The sequence below is a fragment of the Actinomyces johnsonii genome (assembly GCF_006546835.1).
Lineage (GTDB): Bacteria > Actinomycetota > Actinomycetes > Actinomycetales > Actinomycetaceae > Actinomyces > Actinomyces johnsonii.
The window spans coordinates 407,283-422,054 of record NZ_VICB01000004.1 but is presented as its reverse complement, the minus strand read 5'-3'; the positions used below and the strand labels follow the sequence as shown (position 1 = coordinate 422,054).

Below are 14,772 nucleotides of genomic sequence, written 5' to 3'. Positions count from 1 at the left end.
CCGGTAGCAAGCCTACCGGCCCGCGGCGCCGCTGGCGTCGTCATTTTCTGACAGCCGCGGCCAAAGCGCTGCGCAGCCGCTCCATCTCCCCCGGCGTACCAATACTGGCCCGCAAGAAGCCCTCAGGGCCGACAACGCGGATGAGAACCCCAGCTTCGAGCAGGCTCCTCCAGACGGCATCGCGGTCCGGGAAGGGGCCGAACAGGACGAAGTTTGCGTCCGACTCGTACGCGGTCAGGCCCTGGGCGCGCAGCCACGCCACCAGGGCGTCGCGCTCGTCGCGCAGGGAAGCGACCTGGGCCATGAGCTCGTCGCGGTGGGACAGGGCGGCCAGGGCGGCGGCCTGGGTGATGGCGGAGAGGTGGTAGGGCAGACGCACGATGCGCAGGGCGTCGACCAGGGCGCGGTCGGCGGCCAGATAGCCCAGACGCAGGCCCGCGGCTCCGAATGCCTTGGACATGGTGCGGGTGACGGCCAAGTGCGGGTTGTCCTTCCCCAGCAGCTCCAGGGCGCTGGGCACGCCGGAACGGCGGAACTCGGCGTAGGCCTCGTCGATGACCACGATGCAGTCACTTGCCCGGGCCGGTGAGCCGACCTCGGCTCCAAGCATGGGGCCGTGTCCGCGTGCCGCCTCGAGGATCCGGCTGATGTCCTTTAGCGGCAGGGCCGTTCCGGTGGGGTTGTTGGGGCTAGCGAGGATGACGACGGCGGGCCGCAGCTCCTTGATAGCCGCGGCCACGGCCTCGACGTCGAGCGTGAAGTCCTTGCGGCGCGGGCGTGTGGTGTAGTCGGTCAGGGTGTCGCGGGCATACTCCGGATACATCGAGTACGTGGGGGTGAAGGTCAGACAGGTGCGCCCGGGGCCGCCGAAGGCCTGCAGCACGTGGAGCATGACCTCGTTGGAGCCGTTGGCGGCCCAGATCTGCTCGAGTGCCAGGTGCACCCCGGACTCCGCCTCGAGATAGTCCGCCAGCGCCTCCCGCAGCCTGGGGAAGTCCCGCTCCGGGTAGCGGTTGAGCCCCTGGGCGGCCCGGGCCACGGCGGTGGCGATCGATTCGACGACCGCGGCCGAGGGTGGGTAGGGGTTCTCGTTGACGTTCAGCCGCACGGGGACGTCGAGCTCCGGGGCACCGTAGGGCTTCTCGCCCTCCAGGTCTGGTCTCAGGGGCAGGTTCGCGCTCACGCACTGGAGTCTACGGCTCGGGCCTCCCCACGGCCGAGTCTCCAGCAACAGCCGGAACGCGGCTCGGGGAGGTGGGTCAGTGGGGCTCGCTGGTCAGCATGATCTCCTGGAAGTCGAGGCGGTCCAGGGCGTGTTCCAGTGAGTCTGCCGAGTACAGGCCCTCGTCACCGGCGTCCAGGAGGGCCTCGCGCTGGGCGCGGATTATGTCCAGGGCGCGCTCTCGCATCGGGGCGAGCTCGTCGTGCCGCCAGGTGGGGTCGGTCCATGCCCGGGCAACAGCGGCCGGTGAGACAACGATGTCCGTCCCTTCGCGCCGCAGCAAGGCGTGCTGATCGAGCGTTGGGCTGAGGTTCTCGCCGTCATGATCAGAGACCGAGGACTTGTCCAGCTCCACCTTCACCTCGGAGTCGGCAGGCTCTTCGGAGATAGTCGGCCCTTCGGCCCGTGGTACGAGGCGCGAAGCCTCAGCAGTCGGCTCGGCATCGGTGGTGACGACGTCGTGGGCGCCGCGGCTGGGGAGCTCATGGCCATCGGCGACGGCGTCGCGGGCGGCGTTGACCAGAAGCGAGATGACGGCTGCCTTCTCCTCCTCGTCGGCGGACCCGGCCATCGCGGGCCTGACCATGCGCACCAGGGCCTGTAGCGTCAGTCCCTGGAGCGTCAACGAGCCGGCGGCCACGAGCATGGCCACCAGGAGGAGGAAGGACCGGTGCGGTGCCGTGGTCGGCAGGGTCTGAGCCGCCGCCAGGGTGATCGCACCGCGCATACCCGCCCAGACGATGACAGCGCCCTCGCGTGCGCGCAGGGGTTCGGCCGCGAAGTAGTCTAGGTCGGCGCCCCGGCGTCGGACTCGACTGGAGATTCGACGGGCGCGCCGCGCGATGCTCTCATGGCTAGGCTCTCGCCGGAGCCTGCGCTGAACCCGGGAGAGACTGCGCCGGTCCCAGGGAACCGGGGGCATATCGATCTCACCGCGCACGATAGCCGAGCAGCGGTTCTGAAACTGGTGGATGGCCTCCTCGTTCTCCTCCCAGTGGATCGCCCAGCGCGCCGTGCGGTGGCTGAGGAGCTTGAGCATCGGGGCAACGACGAGAGCCCGGACGACAACGGTCAGCGCCCCGGCGACGACGGCGACCGCGACGGCCCGGCGAACCCCGAGGTCCGAGGCGTCCACCTTCTCCACGACGCCGAAGAACTCCAGGCCCATGAACAGGAAGATGAGGCCTTCCAAAGTGAGCTCGACGGTGTGCCAGTTGGTGCGCGAGGCCACCCGGTGGGCCGGCGGCAGCATCCGAGGACCCCGGTGACCGGTGATGAGTCCGGCGACGACCGCGGCCACTAGACCCGAGCCGTGCATGTGCTCGGCCGGGATCGCCGCCAAGAAGGGGACGGTGAAGGACACGACTGTGTCCACCGTGGGATCGGTGATGTGGGAGCGCACCCGCAGACTCACCTCGCCGACGAGCCAGCCCACGCCCAGGGCAACGAGGACCGCCAGGACGAAACCGCCCAGCACGCCTCCGACGCTGACGCCGCCCGATGTGGCCGCAGAGACGGCCGAGGACAGGACCACCAAGGCGGTGGCGTCGTTGAGCAGACCCTCCCCCTCCAGGACGGTGATGATGCGCTGCGAGACGCCCAGGCGGCGGGCGATGGAGATGGCCACGGCGTCAGTGGGACTCAGGATCGCCCCCATGGCGATCGCCCAGGCTAGGGAAAGCCCGGGAACCAGGAAGGTGAACGCCACACCGATCACCGCGGCGGATAGGGCCACCAGGAGGATGGCCAGAACCGCCACCGGGGCGAGTTCTCGGCGGAAGTTGATGGTGGAGATGCTCACCGCCGTTGAGAACAGCAGCGGGGGGAGGATGCCCTCGAGGACCACCTGGGGGTCGAGCTCGACTGCCGGGATGAAGGGTAGGAATCCAACCGCAGTACCACCGGCCAGGAGGATCAGCGCCGGGGCGACGCCGATGCGGTCGCTGAGCTGCGAGGCAGCCGCGATGGCAAGAATGCCCAACACGGCGATAATGAGGAGGTCCATGGGCCAAGAGTATCCAAGGCCTGATCTATTCATTCAGCCGCGCTACCGTGGCCCCGTGACGATCACAGACCATGAGGAACCTGAGCGTCCCGACTACCGCGCCGAGTTCCCGCAGCAACTCGGTGCTCCCGTCCGCAAGCGAGCCGAGGCCGTCCTGCGCGAGCTCGTCGGCCGCAGCGATGCGCGCCTGCGAGAGGACCAGTGGCGGGCGATAGAAGCTCTCGTCATCGCTCACCGCCGCGCCCTGGTGGTCCAGCGCACGGGATGGGGCAAGTCGGCGGTGTACTTCGTGGCGACGGTGCTGCTGCGCGAGGGCTGGGGAGACTGGCGGCCCGGCACGCCTGTGCCCGTCCCCGGCTCGCGCGGCCGGCCCGGAGGCCTGGGGGCGAGCGTCATCATCTCGCCGCTGCTGGCCCTCATGCGCGACCAGGTCGCCGCCGCAAGCCGCGCCGGGATCCGGGCGGTGACGATGAACTCAGCCAATGTCACCCAGTGGGCACCGATCGAGGCCCAGGTGCGCGCCGGCGAGGTGGATGTCCTCCTGGTCTCCCCCGAGCGTCTCAACAACCCTGTGTTCCGCGATGAGGTCCTGCCGCACCTGGCAGCAGACGCCGCGCTGGTTGTCATCGACGAGGCCCACTGCATCTCGGACTGGGGGCACGACTTCCGTCCGGACTACCGGCGCATTCGGACCCTTCTGGCAGGCCTGCCGCCGCACACCCCGGTCCTAGCGACCACGGCGACCGCCAATGCCCGGGTCAGCGCCGACGTCGCCGAACAGTTGGGGGCGCACCCGGCGGAGAACGGCGACCAGGGAGTCCTAATTCTGCGCGGTGACCTGGGACGCGATTCCCTCCACCTGGGGGTCGAGGTTCTGCCGGACTCGGCCACACGTCTGGCCTGGCTGGCCGCATATCTCAGACACGCCCCCGGAAGCGGCATCGTCTACTGCCTGACCGTCTCGGCAGCGCTGGAGGTCGCCGAATACCTACGCACCGCGGGTGTGGAGGTGGCCGCCTACACGGGGCAGACCGATGCCGCCGAGCGTGAGCGCCTGGAGGAGGATCTCAAGGCCAACCGGGTCAGGGCGCTGGTGGCCACCTCGGCCCTGGGCATGGGCTTCGACAAGCCGGACCTGTCCTTCGTGGTGCATGTGGGGGCGCCTTCCTCGCCAGTGAGCTACTACCAGCAAGTGGGGCGCGCCGGTCGCGGCGTGGAGCGAGCCGAGGTGGTTCTGCTCCCCGGTTCCGAGGATCGCGCGATCTGGGAGTGGTTCGGCTCGCAGGGCTTTCCCCCCGAGGACCAGGTCCGTGCGGTCCTGGACGGGCTGGACAGGCAGCGGGAAGCGGGGGAAGGGCCGATGTCGACGGCGGCACTGGAGACGGTGACGTCGCTGCGGCGCACTCGACTGGAGTCCATGCTCAAGGTCCTTGACGTCGACGGAGCTGTGCGCCGGGTTCGCGGCGGATGGGAATCCACCGGCCAGTCCTGGTCCTATGACGCCCAGCGCTACGCGCGAGTCGACGCCGCGCGCCGGGCCGAGCAAGAGGCGATGATCGCCTACGAGCAGCTCGGCGCCGATACCGACTCGGCGACGACGGTTACCCCCTGCCGGATGGCTTTCCTGAGGGCGGCGCTCGACGATCCGCATCTCGAACCGGGGTGGCACTGCGGCGCCTGCGACCTGTGCGGGGGCCTGTTCCTGCCCGCCGCACCCGACGAGGAAGAGGTCGCCTCCGCTCGTCAGGCGCTCGGTCGCGTCGGGATCGAGCTGCGGGCGCGTCGTCAGTGGCCCACCGGGATGGAGCGGTTGGGACTGAGCCATTTCAAAGGTCGTATCAGCGCCGATCAGCAGGCGGCGACCGGGCTGGCCGTGGGACGGCTGGACGGACTGGGCGCGTCGGGCGCACTGCGGGAGCTGGTGGCCTCCGACTCCGACGGCGAGGTTCCGGTTTCCCTGAGGCCGCTGGTGCTTCAGACCGTGGACCGGCTCGGTGAGATCATTCGGGGCGACCGGAGCGACGACCTCGAGGACCCCGACAGCACCGGGCCCGTGGGGGAAGAGACCGTCGTCGTCATCGTCGACTCCCGTACCCGGCCGGGCATGGTCCGCCAGCTGGGTCGGGCGGTGGCCAGCCGGCTCGGGGCCAGGCCGCTGGGCGTCGTGGGCTTCGTGGGCCAGGAGCCGCCGCACCACAATGTGGGTTCAGCGTTCCGCCTGGCGGAGGTGGCCCGCAACCTGACGCTTCAGGAGTGGACGGCGAAGACGCTTGAGGATCTGCGAGGCGCCGCCGTGGTCCTGGTGGACGACTGGAGCGACTCGGGCTGGACGCTCACGGTGGCGGCCGCCCTCCTACGCGAGGCGGGAGCGGCGGCGGTTCATCCCTTCGTCCTGGCCCAGCGATAGCGCTGGGTGGGGGCAGTAGCCCCCACCCAGCTGCACGCGCTAGAACCCGGTGGATGCGGCGGCCAGGGCCGGAGCCACCCCACCTCCGGGGGTTCCGACCTGATCCTCGAGGTAGTACCACCAGAAGGGCGCGCCCCAGGCGTCGGAGCGTCCCAGTGCGGCACCGGTGACGTGCTCGGCGACGGCGGTGCGGGCCACGACCGGGTCGGTTGTCGACCCGAACCACCAGGGGCCGGCGTTGAGGTCATCAGCCCCGTACCCCAGCTCGGTGACGGCGATCCGGGATGCCGGGAAGGCCGCGTCCAGAGTGCTCAGGATCCGGTCGGCGGCCGTACCCAGCGGGTGGAGCTGGGGGTAGACGGACAGCCCGACGACGTCGACCAGGTCCCTGATTGGTTGGGTGATCTCCCTGGCGGCGTAGCTGAACAGGGAGAAGGCCGGGTCCGCCTGTCCGAGCTGGTAGTACAGGGTGAGCACTGTGGTGGCGCTGGTGCGCTCGCGAACCGCCTTGGCGGCGCGCAGGGCCTTGGCGACCGGCCCGGTGCCAAGCCAGTCCCCCCCGATCTCATTTCCGATCTCCCAGGCGTCCACACTCGGCAGGGCCTTGATGAGGGCGTCGACCCGCGTGTCCCAGGCAGCGTCGCTCAGAGCGGCCATGTCGTGGGAGTCGCAGATCTGAGCCAGAGCCAGGCCACCTTGCGCATGCAGGGCGTCGACCGTGGTTTTCCAGCCAGCCATCTCCTGGGCGTCACCGGGGTCGCCGATCACAAGCCGGGCCGACACCTTCCGTTTGCCGCCCCCCGGTCCGTTCGAGGCCAGGGCGGCGGTGATCTCGGCGGCAGTGGGCACTCGGGTGAAGGTGACCCCGATGATGGCGTCCTGCGGTGCTTGGGCCACGAGCGCCCGGTCCAGGGCGAGCTGGACCCCGGCGGCGGACTCCAGGGCTGAGTTCGCCAGGCGGCCTCTGTCGGTCCAGGACTGGGCTGTGGCGCAGCCATCCAGGGACTGCTGGGCGGATGCCCGCAGCGTCACAGCCTCGTCGGAGCCCTTGAGGCCCTGCGCGGTAACCTGCTGGTAGCGCTCGTCCTGATGCTCGTGAAGTGTCCTGGCCGCCAGCTCCAGAAGATCGTGCTCACCGGAGGCGGGCAGATCCGCCATGAGGGCCGAGTACCCGTGGCTGGTGGGCCACGACATGGTCAGGGTGCAGGCGCGCCCCGTGGGTACGTCGAGACCGATGACCCCGCCCTCGTCCTGGTAAAGCGGCCCGACGGCGATGACCTCCAGGGTCCTGGTGTCCAGCAGGGCGTCGTCGTAGCCGGCTTCGCCCCTGCCGTTGGACTGGATGCGCCGCAGCGCCTCGAGGTTGAGGGCGTTGCCCTGAGCGTCGGTGATGTGGAGGCTCAGATGGGTCGTCGCGCCGTCGCCCATGGCCGGCGGCGTGGTCATGTGCCCGTGGCCACAGGAGGACACTGACGCTCCCATAACCCCGGCCCCCAGGAGCGCCAGCGCCCTTCTGCGGTTGGTTTCAAGAATCATGGAACCATTATTCCCGTCTCTTGAGAGTTTTTCCGACCGAACGGTTCCGTCGTGGTGGAAGACACGCGACTCAGCGCCGTTTCCTGAACCGTTATCACTTCAGCTCCGAAGCCGGAACGAAGGTGTACCCCTCGGCCTTGATGCCGGCGACGATCTTCTTCAGCTCGGGCAGCGGGTAGTAGGGGTGGAAGAAGAAGCTGGCGGTAGCATGAGTGTTGACGAGGTTGAGCTTGGCCGCGTCGATGACCTCCTGGGCCAGGCGCGGCGGGTGCTGGTTGATCTCATTGGGTTCGAAGTTACCCAGGTTCTCCGGCAGGATGTGGGACCCGTAGGGGTCGTTGACCGCATAGGGGAAGAACTGCCCGTAGTAATCGTGGGGGCCAGCCTGGGTGTTGGTCAGAGTGCCGGCGTAGAGAAGCTCGCGCTCATAGCGCACCGGGTACTGCTCGCCAATGCCGTAGTAGGCCTCGCGGGTAGCCGAGTAGTGCGGGGTCTCGAAGATCTCCGGAGTCGGCAATCCGACCTCGCCGAAGATCTGGCGCCCCTGCTCCACGCGCTCCGCGGCCCATGCTTGGGAGGTTCCCGGCAGGGTGCCTCCGATCTGCACGTAGGACTTGTCCTGGCAGTCGACGGCGGGGGCTTTGGTGTCGTTCGTGGTGGAGCACCACGAACGGATGAATTCGAAGTCGTCGGCGGACACGGCATTGTACGGGTTGTCCAGAGTGCCGAACTGGTGGGTGGTGCCGTGCTGAACAATCGTTCCGCCCTTGTTCACGGCGTCCTGGAGGACGGCCACCAACTCCGGGGAGTCCTTGAGAGTCATCTCCTTGGGCACGCCGTTGTTCTCGGTGCCCTTGGGGTCGATGTACTTGGGAACCACCGCCATTTGGAAGGGAACGTTCTCGCTGTAGAAGTAGTCGACGATCGCCTGGAGCTCCTCCGGATCGCTGTCCGGGGTGACGTCCTCCAGGCGCACGGCGGCCTGACGGTACTGCTGGGCGTTGGGCTGGAGGAAGTCCAGGAGGATATCGGCGGCAGCGATGTAGCGGTCCTGCTCACCCAGGTAGGTCAGGGGGATCTCGCCGATGAAGGTCAGTCCGGAGGAACTGACGGCCCAGGGGAAGGAGTTGGTCCCGGACTGGGCGACGGACGCGCAGGCCGTGGCCGCGCCGTCAGACTTGGAGCACTCGGCGCGCCCCAGGACCTTGACGTCCTTCTCGCGGGTGATGTGCGGAGCGATGATCCCGCCGCTGTTGAGCTCGTTGCGCTTCAGGGAGGCGCCGTTGTAACTGATCTTGGTGACGCGGTCGGTGGAGTCGATGTAGGAGGTCGCGGCGTCCCAGCCGTAACGCTGGGTGAAGGCGGCACGGTCGGCATCGGTCTTGGTCAACTGCCAAATGTTGAAGCCGGACCACATCACCGGGACGTTGCCGGTGAGGGTGTCGTCGATGAAGGCGCGCGGCAGGGGCTCATCGTAGGTCGAGCCGATGTAGACCACGTTGGTGAAACGACCGGCCAGGCCTGCGACATAGTCCTTGACGGGAAGGGTGGTCACGGTTCCGGAGTGGCTGGCCAGGGTGCCCATACTCAGGGCGTAGTACTCCCCCAGCTTGGCGTAGTCACCGGTCGTGTCGAACAGGACCAGGGTCGATGCGGGTCCCGCGTCCTGGTTGGAGAAGCTCACCGCGCCGACAGGAATCTCGGGCGCATTCTGCTTCAAGTCGCGAATCTGGACCTGCCCCGCGGCGGGCGCGGGCTTGTTCAGGTCAACGTTGGCTTGCTTATCGCCCTTGAGGGGGAGCTCCTTCTTGGCCGCGGCGGCGGGCTCGGGCGGGGCCGGAAGCGGGTTCTTGGCCGGGTCCGCGTCGTTGGCCTGTGCGCCATCGGCCTGCTTCGCCGCGACGGCCCGGGCCTGCGGCTGGGAGACAGCCGACTGGGGCGTGGCCTGGGCTGGGCCCACAGAGGCAATGGAAGTACCCAGGCACACCGCGATGGCGGCCAGTGCGCAGCGGCGTCGTCGAGATGACATGAGGGTCGGGGAAATCATGAATCCTCCTTGAGAGATGAAGTGGGAACTGGGTCGAATTCGGGCAGGGGAACGCCACGACCGAACAGGGCGGCGGTGGCTGCCAGGATGCGCTCGCATGCGTGCCCGTCGCCGTAGGGGTTGGCGGCGTGGGCCATGGCCGTGTAGGCCGCCTCGTCGGTCAGCAGGGTGGAGACCCGCTCGACGATGCGGTCCTCGTCGGTTCCGACCAGCTCGGCGACACCGAAGGCCACGGCCTCGGGCCGCTCGGTGTTGTCGCGCATGACCAGGACCGGCTTGGACAGCGCGGGAGCCTCCTCCTGGACGCCCCCCGAGTCTGTGAGGACGACGTCGGAGCGGTCGATAAGCGCGCAGAAGGCGCCGTACTCCAGCGGATCGCACCACAGAACATTGCGGTGGCCCTCGATCTGCGGCAGGAGGTCCTCGCGGACTTTGGGGTTGCGGTGGACCGGCAGGACGAAGAGCACCTCGGGGTGGTGCTCGGCCAGACGGGCGACGGCACGTCCGATGGCCCGCATAGGCTCGCCCCAGGACTCGCGGCGGTGGGCGGTCACGAGCACGACTCGTCGGGAGCCGTCCTCCAGAGCCGCCGCCAGGTTCTCATCAGGTGGTGGGATCCGGCGGTCGACGGCGACCAGGAGTGCGTCGATGACGGTGTTGCCCGTGACGCGGACGGTCTGCGGGTCGGTGTTCTCGCGCAGCAGGTTGTCCCGACTGGTAGTGGTGGGACACAGATGCAATGTGGTCACCTGGCTGATGAGCCGCCGGTTGGCCTCCTCGGGGAAGGGCGAGGAGATATTACCGGTGCGCAGGCCGGCCTCGACATGGAGGACGGGGATCTCGTGATAGAAGGCCGCGAGCGCGGCGGCGAAAGCGGAAGTGGTGTCACCCTGGACCACGACGGCGTCGGGACGATGTGCCTCGATCGCCCGGCCCACCCCTTGCAGGGAGCGGTTGGTGATCTGGGTGAGGGTCTGTCCCGGGGCATGAATGTCGAGGTCGTCGTCGGGAACGATCCCGAAGAACTCGTGGACCTGGTCGAGCATCTCGCGGTGCTGTCCGGTGACGACGACGATCGGGTTGAAGCGCTCGTCGTCGCGCATGGCCGCCACCAGGGGGGCGAGCTTGATCGCCTCCGGGCGGGTGCCGTAGACGAGCATGACCCTCAAGGGCCCGCCCGATGGCGTGGTGTGTGTCGTCATGGGTTCTCCTGCTCAGGTGTGTCGGGATCGGGCGCCGATACGGCCGGTCGCCAAGATCGGGATCGGGATGGGCAATGGCCGCCTCGGACCGGTCTCACTGGTCCTCGGTAATCGGGGTGAAGGTGACGTCGGAGTCCTCGCAGTAGGCCGCTACGGCTCCGGACCGGTAGGGGGTCTGGGAGTCGGTCACTGTTCCGAGCTCCTTTCCGTCCACGGTGATGACGAAGCTGACCGCTGCTGGGTTGGTGGTGTCAATGGCGACGGTGACATCGTGGCTCGCCCCGGGCGGGTAGACGGGAGTGTTGCCGGAGGCCAGGAAGCGCTGGGCGCCCTCGTAGGCGGTGTCCTGTTTGGAGACCTCCCAGCCGTTGGGCTTGAGGGCCAGGGCGTAGAAGTGGTTGTTGTCGGAGTAGTTCCACAGGAGCCAGGCGACCTCCCAGGCGTTGGGACTGCCGTCCTCACGGAGTTGACTGACGGTGGTCATCCTGGTGTGGATGGTCTGGACATTGCCCTCCTCGACCTCGACCGTAGTGGACTTGGCCAGTCCCGCATGCGTCTTGTCCTGGGAGTTGGCCGACGTCGGCTTGAGGCGAAGCAGGCCGTCTGCGCACGAGGCCTCGCCGTAGCCGTCGAAGACGATCTCCCATTGGTCGCAGTCATGGGTGCCGGCTTCCCTGGCGTGGCAGTACACGGTGACTCCTAGGATCAGTGCCAGGACGCAGCCGACCAGTAGTCCGCGGCGCAGGACCTTGCCATGACGGGCTCCGTCAAGGACTCCTACGTGCTGAGGGCCGGTGGTGGCTGTCATCTCATCTCCTCATTGGTCAGGTTTCCCGCTGTGTGGTGGGAGCTGCGCCCCACGATCGTCGCCCCGGTCATGGGGGCGCCGGCCAGGGTTGATCGACCCTGATCAGGAGTCCCCAATGCGGCTGGCGCTGGCGACTGCCGAGCCCCGGGTGGAGCGGGTCGGTCGCCCGGCCCCGGCGATCCTCCGGGCGGCGGCCCTCCCGGAGCGGCGACGGCCGCAGCTGTCCGGGAGGGATCGGCACCCTGGGCCGGCTCGGCCTCGCGAGCCGTCTTGGCCCAACCGGTTCGTCCGGTCATCTCCCTGGCCACGGCTCGCCAGCCGTAGAGGCTGGGAAGGAGTCCGTAGAGGACGAACAGATGGGAGTAGCCCACCGCCTTAATCAGGTTCAGGCCCTCTCTGCGCTCGATGCGCCAGTAGATCCAGGCATAGATGAGCGCCGGCCCGAAGGCGATGACGTAGGCGCCCACGAGCCAGGCCCACGACTGCTCCCACCTCAGGACCGCAGCCACAGCGGCGGTCACCATCGTGATGAGGAACGACAGGGTCAGCAGGGACCCGGTCAGAAGAAGGTAGGGCGTGAGAATCTGCCAGAGCGTGTCGGCGCGTCCCAGTCCCCTCTGCTCGCGGGCGACGGAGCGCAGGAGGTGCAGCGCTTGGAGGTTTCCCTGGAACCAGCGGGTGCGTTGGCGCATGAGGCGACGCATGTTGGTCACGCCCTGCTGGTGGACGGAGGCCGAGGGCCAGAACTCGTTGGTCCAGCTGGTGGCGTTGAGCCGGATCCCCAGATCGAAGTCTTCAGTCAGGGACCGGGTCCAGGGCCTGGGGCCCAGGGCGTCGAGCGCGCTGAGGCGGACGAACTGGGCGTTGCCGCCCATGCCGACGCTGTGGACTCGGCGCCGTCCCCGCTGGAAGACCTCGGTGAAGATGACAAACTCCATGTCCTGCATACGGGCCAGCAGTGAGCCGAAACGGTTGTTGATGCGCACGCCCATCTGGACGGCACCGACCTCCTGGGGGGCGAAGGCCTTGCGGACCTCGCCGATGGCGTGCGGGTCGAGTCGGCCGTCGGCGTCCATGACCCCCACGACTACCCTGGAGGAGGACACCGACGTGCAGCGGGAGCGCACGATCGACAGCGCGTCGTTGAGCGCCTCCCCCTTCCCCAGACGGGCGTGCGGGGGACGGCGTCGCACTACCTCGACCCGTGCATCCCCGGCTTGGGCGGCCACCTGGGCGGTGTCGTCGTCGGAGCCGTCGTCGATGACCATGATGCGCAGACCGGGGTCCGGAATCGAGGTAAGGCGCCTGACACTGGCTCCGATCACCTCCGCCTCGTTGAGGCAGGGCATGAGGATGACAATGAGAAGCGGGGCATCCGGGTGCGAGGCCCCACCGTGCTTCGGGGCCCCGCGGGAGGCCAGCAGCATGAACAGCGTGTAGACGAGGGCGACGGCGATCATTCCCAGTGCGCCCCACCAACCGACGCGGTCGAGGATTCCCAGGGGGCTCGAGGGGCCGAGATCCATGAGCATCAACGAAATCTGCGTACTCATCACGCCCGCAGACTCATCGTGCCGCCGCGCCGTTGGACGTGACGTCCCATGGCGCTGCGCGAGCGCGGGAGCAGGCCGCGTACGGCGCCGTAGAGGTTGGTCAGCAGGAAGAATGCCAGGATGGCGACGAATACCAGTCCGGCGCAGTCAATGAGGAAACGGGCAACGAGTGCGGGAAGGGAGCCTGCCGGAGCGACGTACCACACAACGAACAGTCCGGTTCCGGCGGCGAATGGGGAGTAGTGCATGAGGCCATCCATCTGGATCCAAGGGGTAGGGCCGATACCGACCGGCATTACCGGAAGAGTGAGCTAAAGCCAGCCGATACCAACGCCTCGGTGCGGCGTGCCCGGGGGTGACGGGTGTGGGAACTCAGCCCGTCGGGCACGGCACACCGTGCGCCAAGACCAAATATAACAATAGAATAACGCTTCGCAACACTGTGTCATTCGACTATCCGGCCGGCACTCTATTGGAGGAAGGCTCACAACGCCCTCAAACGGCGTCATTGCAACGGTTGAAGACTCGAGGAGGGAGTGCCTCGGTCGCGGCGCTCCCTCCTCGATGAGCACGGAGAAGATCACATAACGATCTCGGTGGCCCGGTCGATCATCTTTCTCACTCTATCCGGGCGCGAGCCGCCTCACCGTGAGCGGGCAGGTCCTCGCACGTCGCCAGTACTTCCAGCGGGGGTGTCATGGCCTCCAGGGCGCCTGCGTCGTACTCGATGAGCTGGACCGGTTTGAGGAAGGCCATGACGCTCAGCCCGGCGGCGAAACGGGCGGTACCGCCTGTGGGCAGGACGTGGTTGGAACCCGCCAGGTAGTCGCCCAGGGGCACCGGGCTGAAGGGGCCCACGAAGATCGCCCCGGCGTTACGGACGCGACGGGCCACCTCGGCGGCGTCGGCGGTGTGGATTTCCAGGTGCTCGGCGGCGTAGGCGTCGGCGACCTGCACGCCCTGCTCGAGGTCGCGCACCAGGATGATGCCCGACTGTGGACCGTTCAGGGCGGTGCCTGCCCGGTCCCGGTGCCGGGTCGCACTGAGCCTGCGCTCGAGCGCGGCGTCGACGGCCTCGGCCAGCTCCGGGGAGTCGGTGATGAGAACACTGCCGGCATTGGGATCGTGCTCCGCCTGGGAGAGCAGGTCGGCGGCCACGTACTCGGGGTTGGCACCGGCGTCGGCCAGGACGGCGATCTCTGTGGGGCCCGCCTCGGCATCGATTCCCACCGTCCCCATGACGGCGCGCTTGGCGGCGGCCACGTAGACGTTGCCGGGACCGGTGATGACATCGACTCCCCGGCACAGGGCCTCTCCCCCGGCGTCGGCGCGGTCGATGTCGTTCTGGGCATCGGCGCCGTAGGCGAACATCGCGATCGCCTGGGCGCCGCCAACGGCGTAGACCTCGGTCAGTCCCAGCAGTGCGCACGCCGCCAGGATCGTGGGGTGGGGCAGTCCGCCGAATTCCGCCTGGGGCGGGCTGGCCACGGCGATCTGCTCGACGCCGGCGACCTGGGCCGCGACCGCGTTCATGACCACGCTGGAGGGGTATACGGCCAGTCCCCCGGGAACGTAGAGGCCGACGCGCTTGACCGGGATCCAGCGCTGGGTAATGGCGCCTCCGGGGACCACCTCGGTGGTGCGCTCGGTGGGCACCTGAGCGGCGTGACCGGCTCGGTTGTGGGCGATGGACACCTCCAGAGCCTCGTGCACCGTCGGATCCAGGTCGTTGAGCGCCTGGGCGATGGCCTGTGCGGGCACGCGGAGGTGGACGGGGCGTACGCCGTCGAAGCGCTCGGCGGCGTCGCGCAGGGCGGCCGCGCCCTGGGAGCGGACGTCCTCGATCAGAGGGGCCACCGCGGTCTGGGCGGCGGACACGTTGAGGGCGGCCCGGGGAAGAGCCTGTGCCAGCTCGCGGGGGCCGAGTCGGGAGCTGCGCAGATCGATACGGGAGAGCATGCCGACAAGCCTACCGGCCCCGCGCGAGGCGGC

The 14,772-nt window shown here is 68.5% G+C and carries 10 protein-coding genes; 1 reads left to right on the top strand and 9 read right to left on the bottom strand.

Annotated elements, in window-relative coordinates; all coding sequences use genetic code 11:
- Nucleotides 1–40 precede the first annotated feature (40 nt).
- Both FK256_RS04525 and FK256_RS04520 read right to left on the bottom strand, forming a co-directional pair.
- Nucleotides 41–1,183, bottom strand: a complete 1,143-nt coding sequence (locus tag FK256_RS04525) for a histidinol-phosphate transaminase (RefSeq protein ID WP_021608749.1) — start codon at nucleotides 1,181–1,183, stop codon at nucleotides 41–43.
- A gap of 76 nt (nucleotides 1,184–1,259) precedes the next feature.
- A complete protein-coding gene (locus tag FK256_RS04520; RefSeq protein WP_021608748.1) occupies nucleotides 1,260–3,227 on the bottom strand; it encodes a cation:proton antiporter in 1,968 nt (655 codons plus the stop codon).
- 55 nt (nucleotides 3,228–3,282) lie between these two features.
- On the opposite strand from FK256_RS04520, the gene FK256_RS04515 reads away from it, so the two are divergent.
- Nucleotides 3,283–5,634: a RecQ family ATP-dependent DNA helicase gene (locus tag FK256_RS04515; RefSeq protein WP_141423858.1), complete on the top strand. Its 2,352-nt coding sequence runs from the start codon at nucleotides 3,283–3,285 to the stop codon at nucleotides 5,632–5,634.
- A 39-nt stretch (nucleotides 5,635–5,673) separates the two neighbouring features.
- On the opposite strand, the gene FK256_RS04510 is transcribed toward FK256_RS04515, so the two are convergent.
- From FK256_RS04510 to hisD, 7 genes are all read right to left on the bottom strand, one after another.
- Nucleotides 5,674–7,170: a Tat pathway signal sequence gene (locus tag FK256_RS04510; RefSeq protein ID WP_034472739.1), complete on the bottom strand. Its 1,497-nt coding sequence runs from the start codon at nucleotides 7,168–7,170 to the stop codon at nucleotides 5,674–5,676.
- Nucleotides 7,171–7,264: 94 nt separating this feature from the next.
- Nucleotides 7,265–9,217, bottom strand: a complete 1,953-nt coding sequence (locus FK256_RS04505) for a DUF2334 domain-containing protein (RefSeq protein ID WP_141423857.1) — start codon at nucleotides 9,215–9,217, stop codon at nucleotides 7,265–7,267.
- The gene (gene wecB / locus FK256_RS04500; protein ID WP_051295730.1) at nucleotides 9,214–10,419 is read right to left on the bottom strand and encodes a non-hydrolyzing UDP-N-acetylglucosamine 2-epimerase; all 1,206 of its coding nucleotides are present in this window, start codon (nucleotides 10,417–10,419) and stop codon (nucleotides 9,214–9,216) included. The genes FK256_RS04505 and wecB overlap by 4 nt, the downstream gene beginning before the upstream one ends.
- Before the next feature lie 94 nt (nucleotides 10,420–10,513).
- Nucleotides 10,514–11,227 (bottom strand): hypothetical protein, encoded by a 714-nt coding sequence (locus FK256_RS04495; RefSeq protein WP_021607091.1) that lies wholly within the window; start codon nucleotides 11,225–11,227, stop codon nucleotides 10,514–10,516.
- Nucleotides 11,224–12,780, bottom strand: coding sequence for a glycosyltransferase family 2 protein (locus tag FK256_RS04490; RefSeq protein ID WP_141423856.1), 1,557 nt, complete (start codon nucleotides 12,778–12,780; stop codon nucleotides 11,224–11,226). The genes FK256_RS04495 and FK256_RS04490 overlap by 4 nt, the downstream gene beginning before the upstream one ends.
- The gene (locus FK256_RS04485) at nucleotides 12,780–13,028 is read right to left on the bottom strand and encodes a hypothetical protein (protein ID WP_244936132.1); all 249 of its coding nucleotides are present in this window, start codon (nucleotides 13,026–13,028) and stop codon (nucleotides 12,780–12,782) included. Before FK256_RS04485 ends, FK256_RS04490 begins: the two co-directional genes overlap by 1 nt.
- Before the next feature lie 370 nt (nucleotides 13,029–13,398).
- Complete coding sequence (gene hisD, locus FK256_RS04480; RefSeq protein WP_141423855.1) at nucleotides 13,399–14,739, bottom strand: histidinol dehydrogenase; 1,341 nt, start codon at nucleotides 14,737–14,739, stop codon at nucleotides 13,399–13,401.
- Between the last annotated feature and the right edge of the window lie 33 nt (nucleotides 14,740–14,772).

What these genes read in the sequence shown, in the direction of transcription:
- FK256_RS04520 (WP_021608748.1), bottom strand. Translation starts at nt 3,227, where the DNA reads ATGGACCTCCTCATTATCGCCGTGTTGGGCATTCTTGCCATCGCGGCT.
- FK256_RS04510 (WP_034472739.1), bottom strand. Translation starts at nt 7,170, where the DNA reads ATGATTCTTGAAACCAACCGCAGAAGGGCGCTGGCGCTCCTGGGGGCC.
- FK256_RS04505 (WP_141423857.1), bottom strand. Translation starts at nt 9,217, where the DNA reads ATGATTTCCCCGACCCTCATGTCATCTCGACGACGCCGCTGCGCACTG.
- wecB (WP_051295730.1), bottom strand. Translation starts at nt 10,419, where the DNA reads ATGACGACACACACCACGCCATCGGGCGGGCCCTTGAGGGTCATGCTC.
- FK256_RS04495 (WP_021607091.1), bottom strand. Translation starts at nt 11,227, where the DNA reads ATGACAGCCACCACCGGCCCTCAGCACGTAGGAGTCCTTGACGGAGCC.
- FK256_RS04490 (WP_141423856.1), bottom strand. Translation starts at nt 12,780, where the DNA reads ATGAGTACGCAGATTTCGTTGATGCTCATGGATCTCGGCCCCTCGAGC.
- FK256_RS04485 (WP_244936132.1), bottom strand. Translation starts at nt 13,028, where the DNA reads ATGCACTACTCCCCATTCGCCGCCGGAACCGGACTGTTCGTTGTGTGG.
- hisD (WP_141423855.1), bottom strand. Translation starts at nt 14,739, where the DNA reads ATGCTCTCCCGTATCGATCTGCGCAGCTCCCGACTCGGCCCCCGCGAG.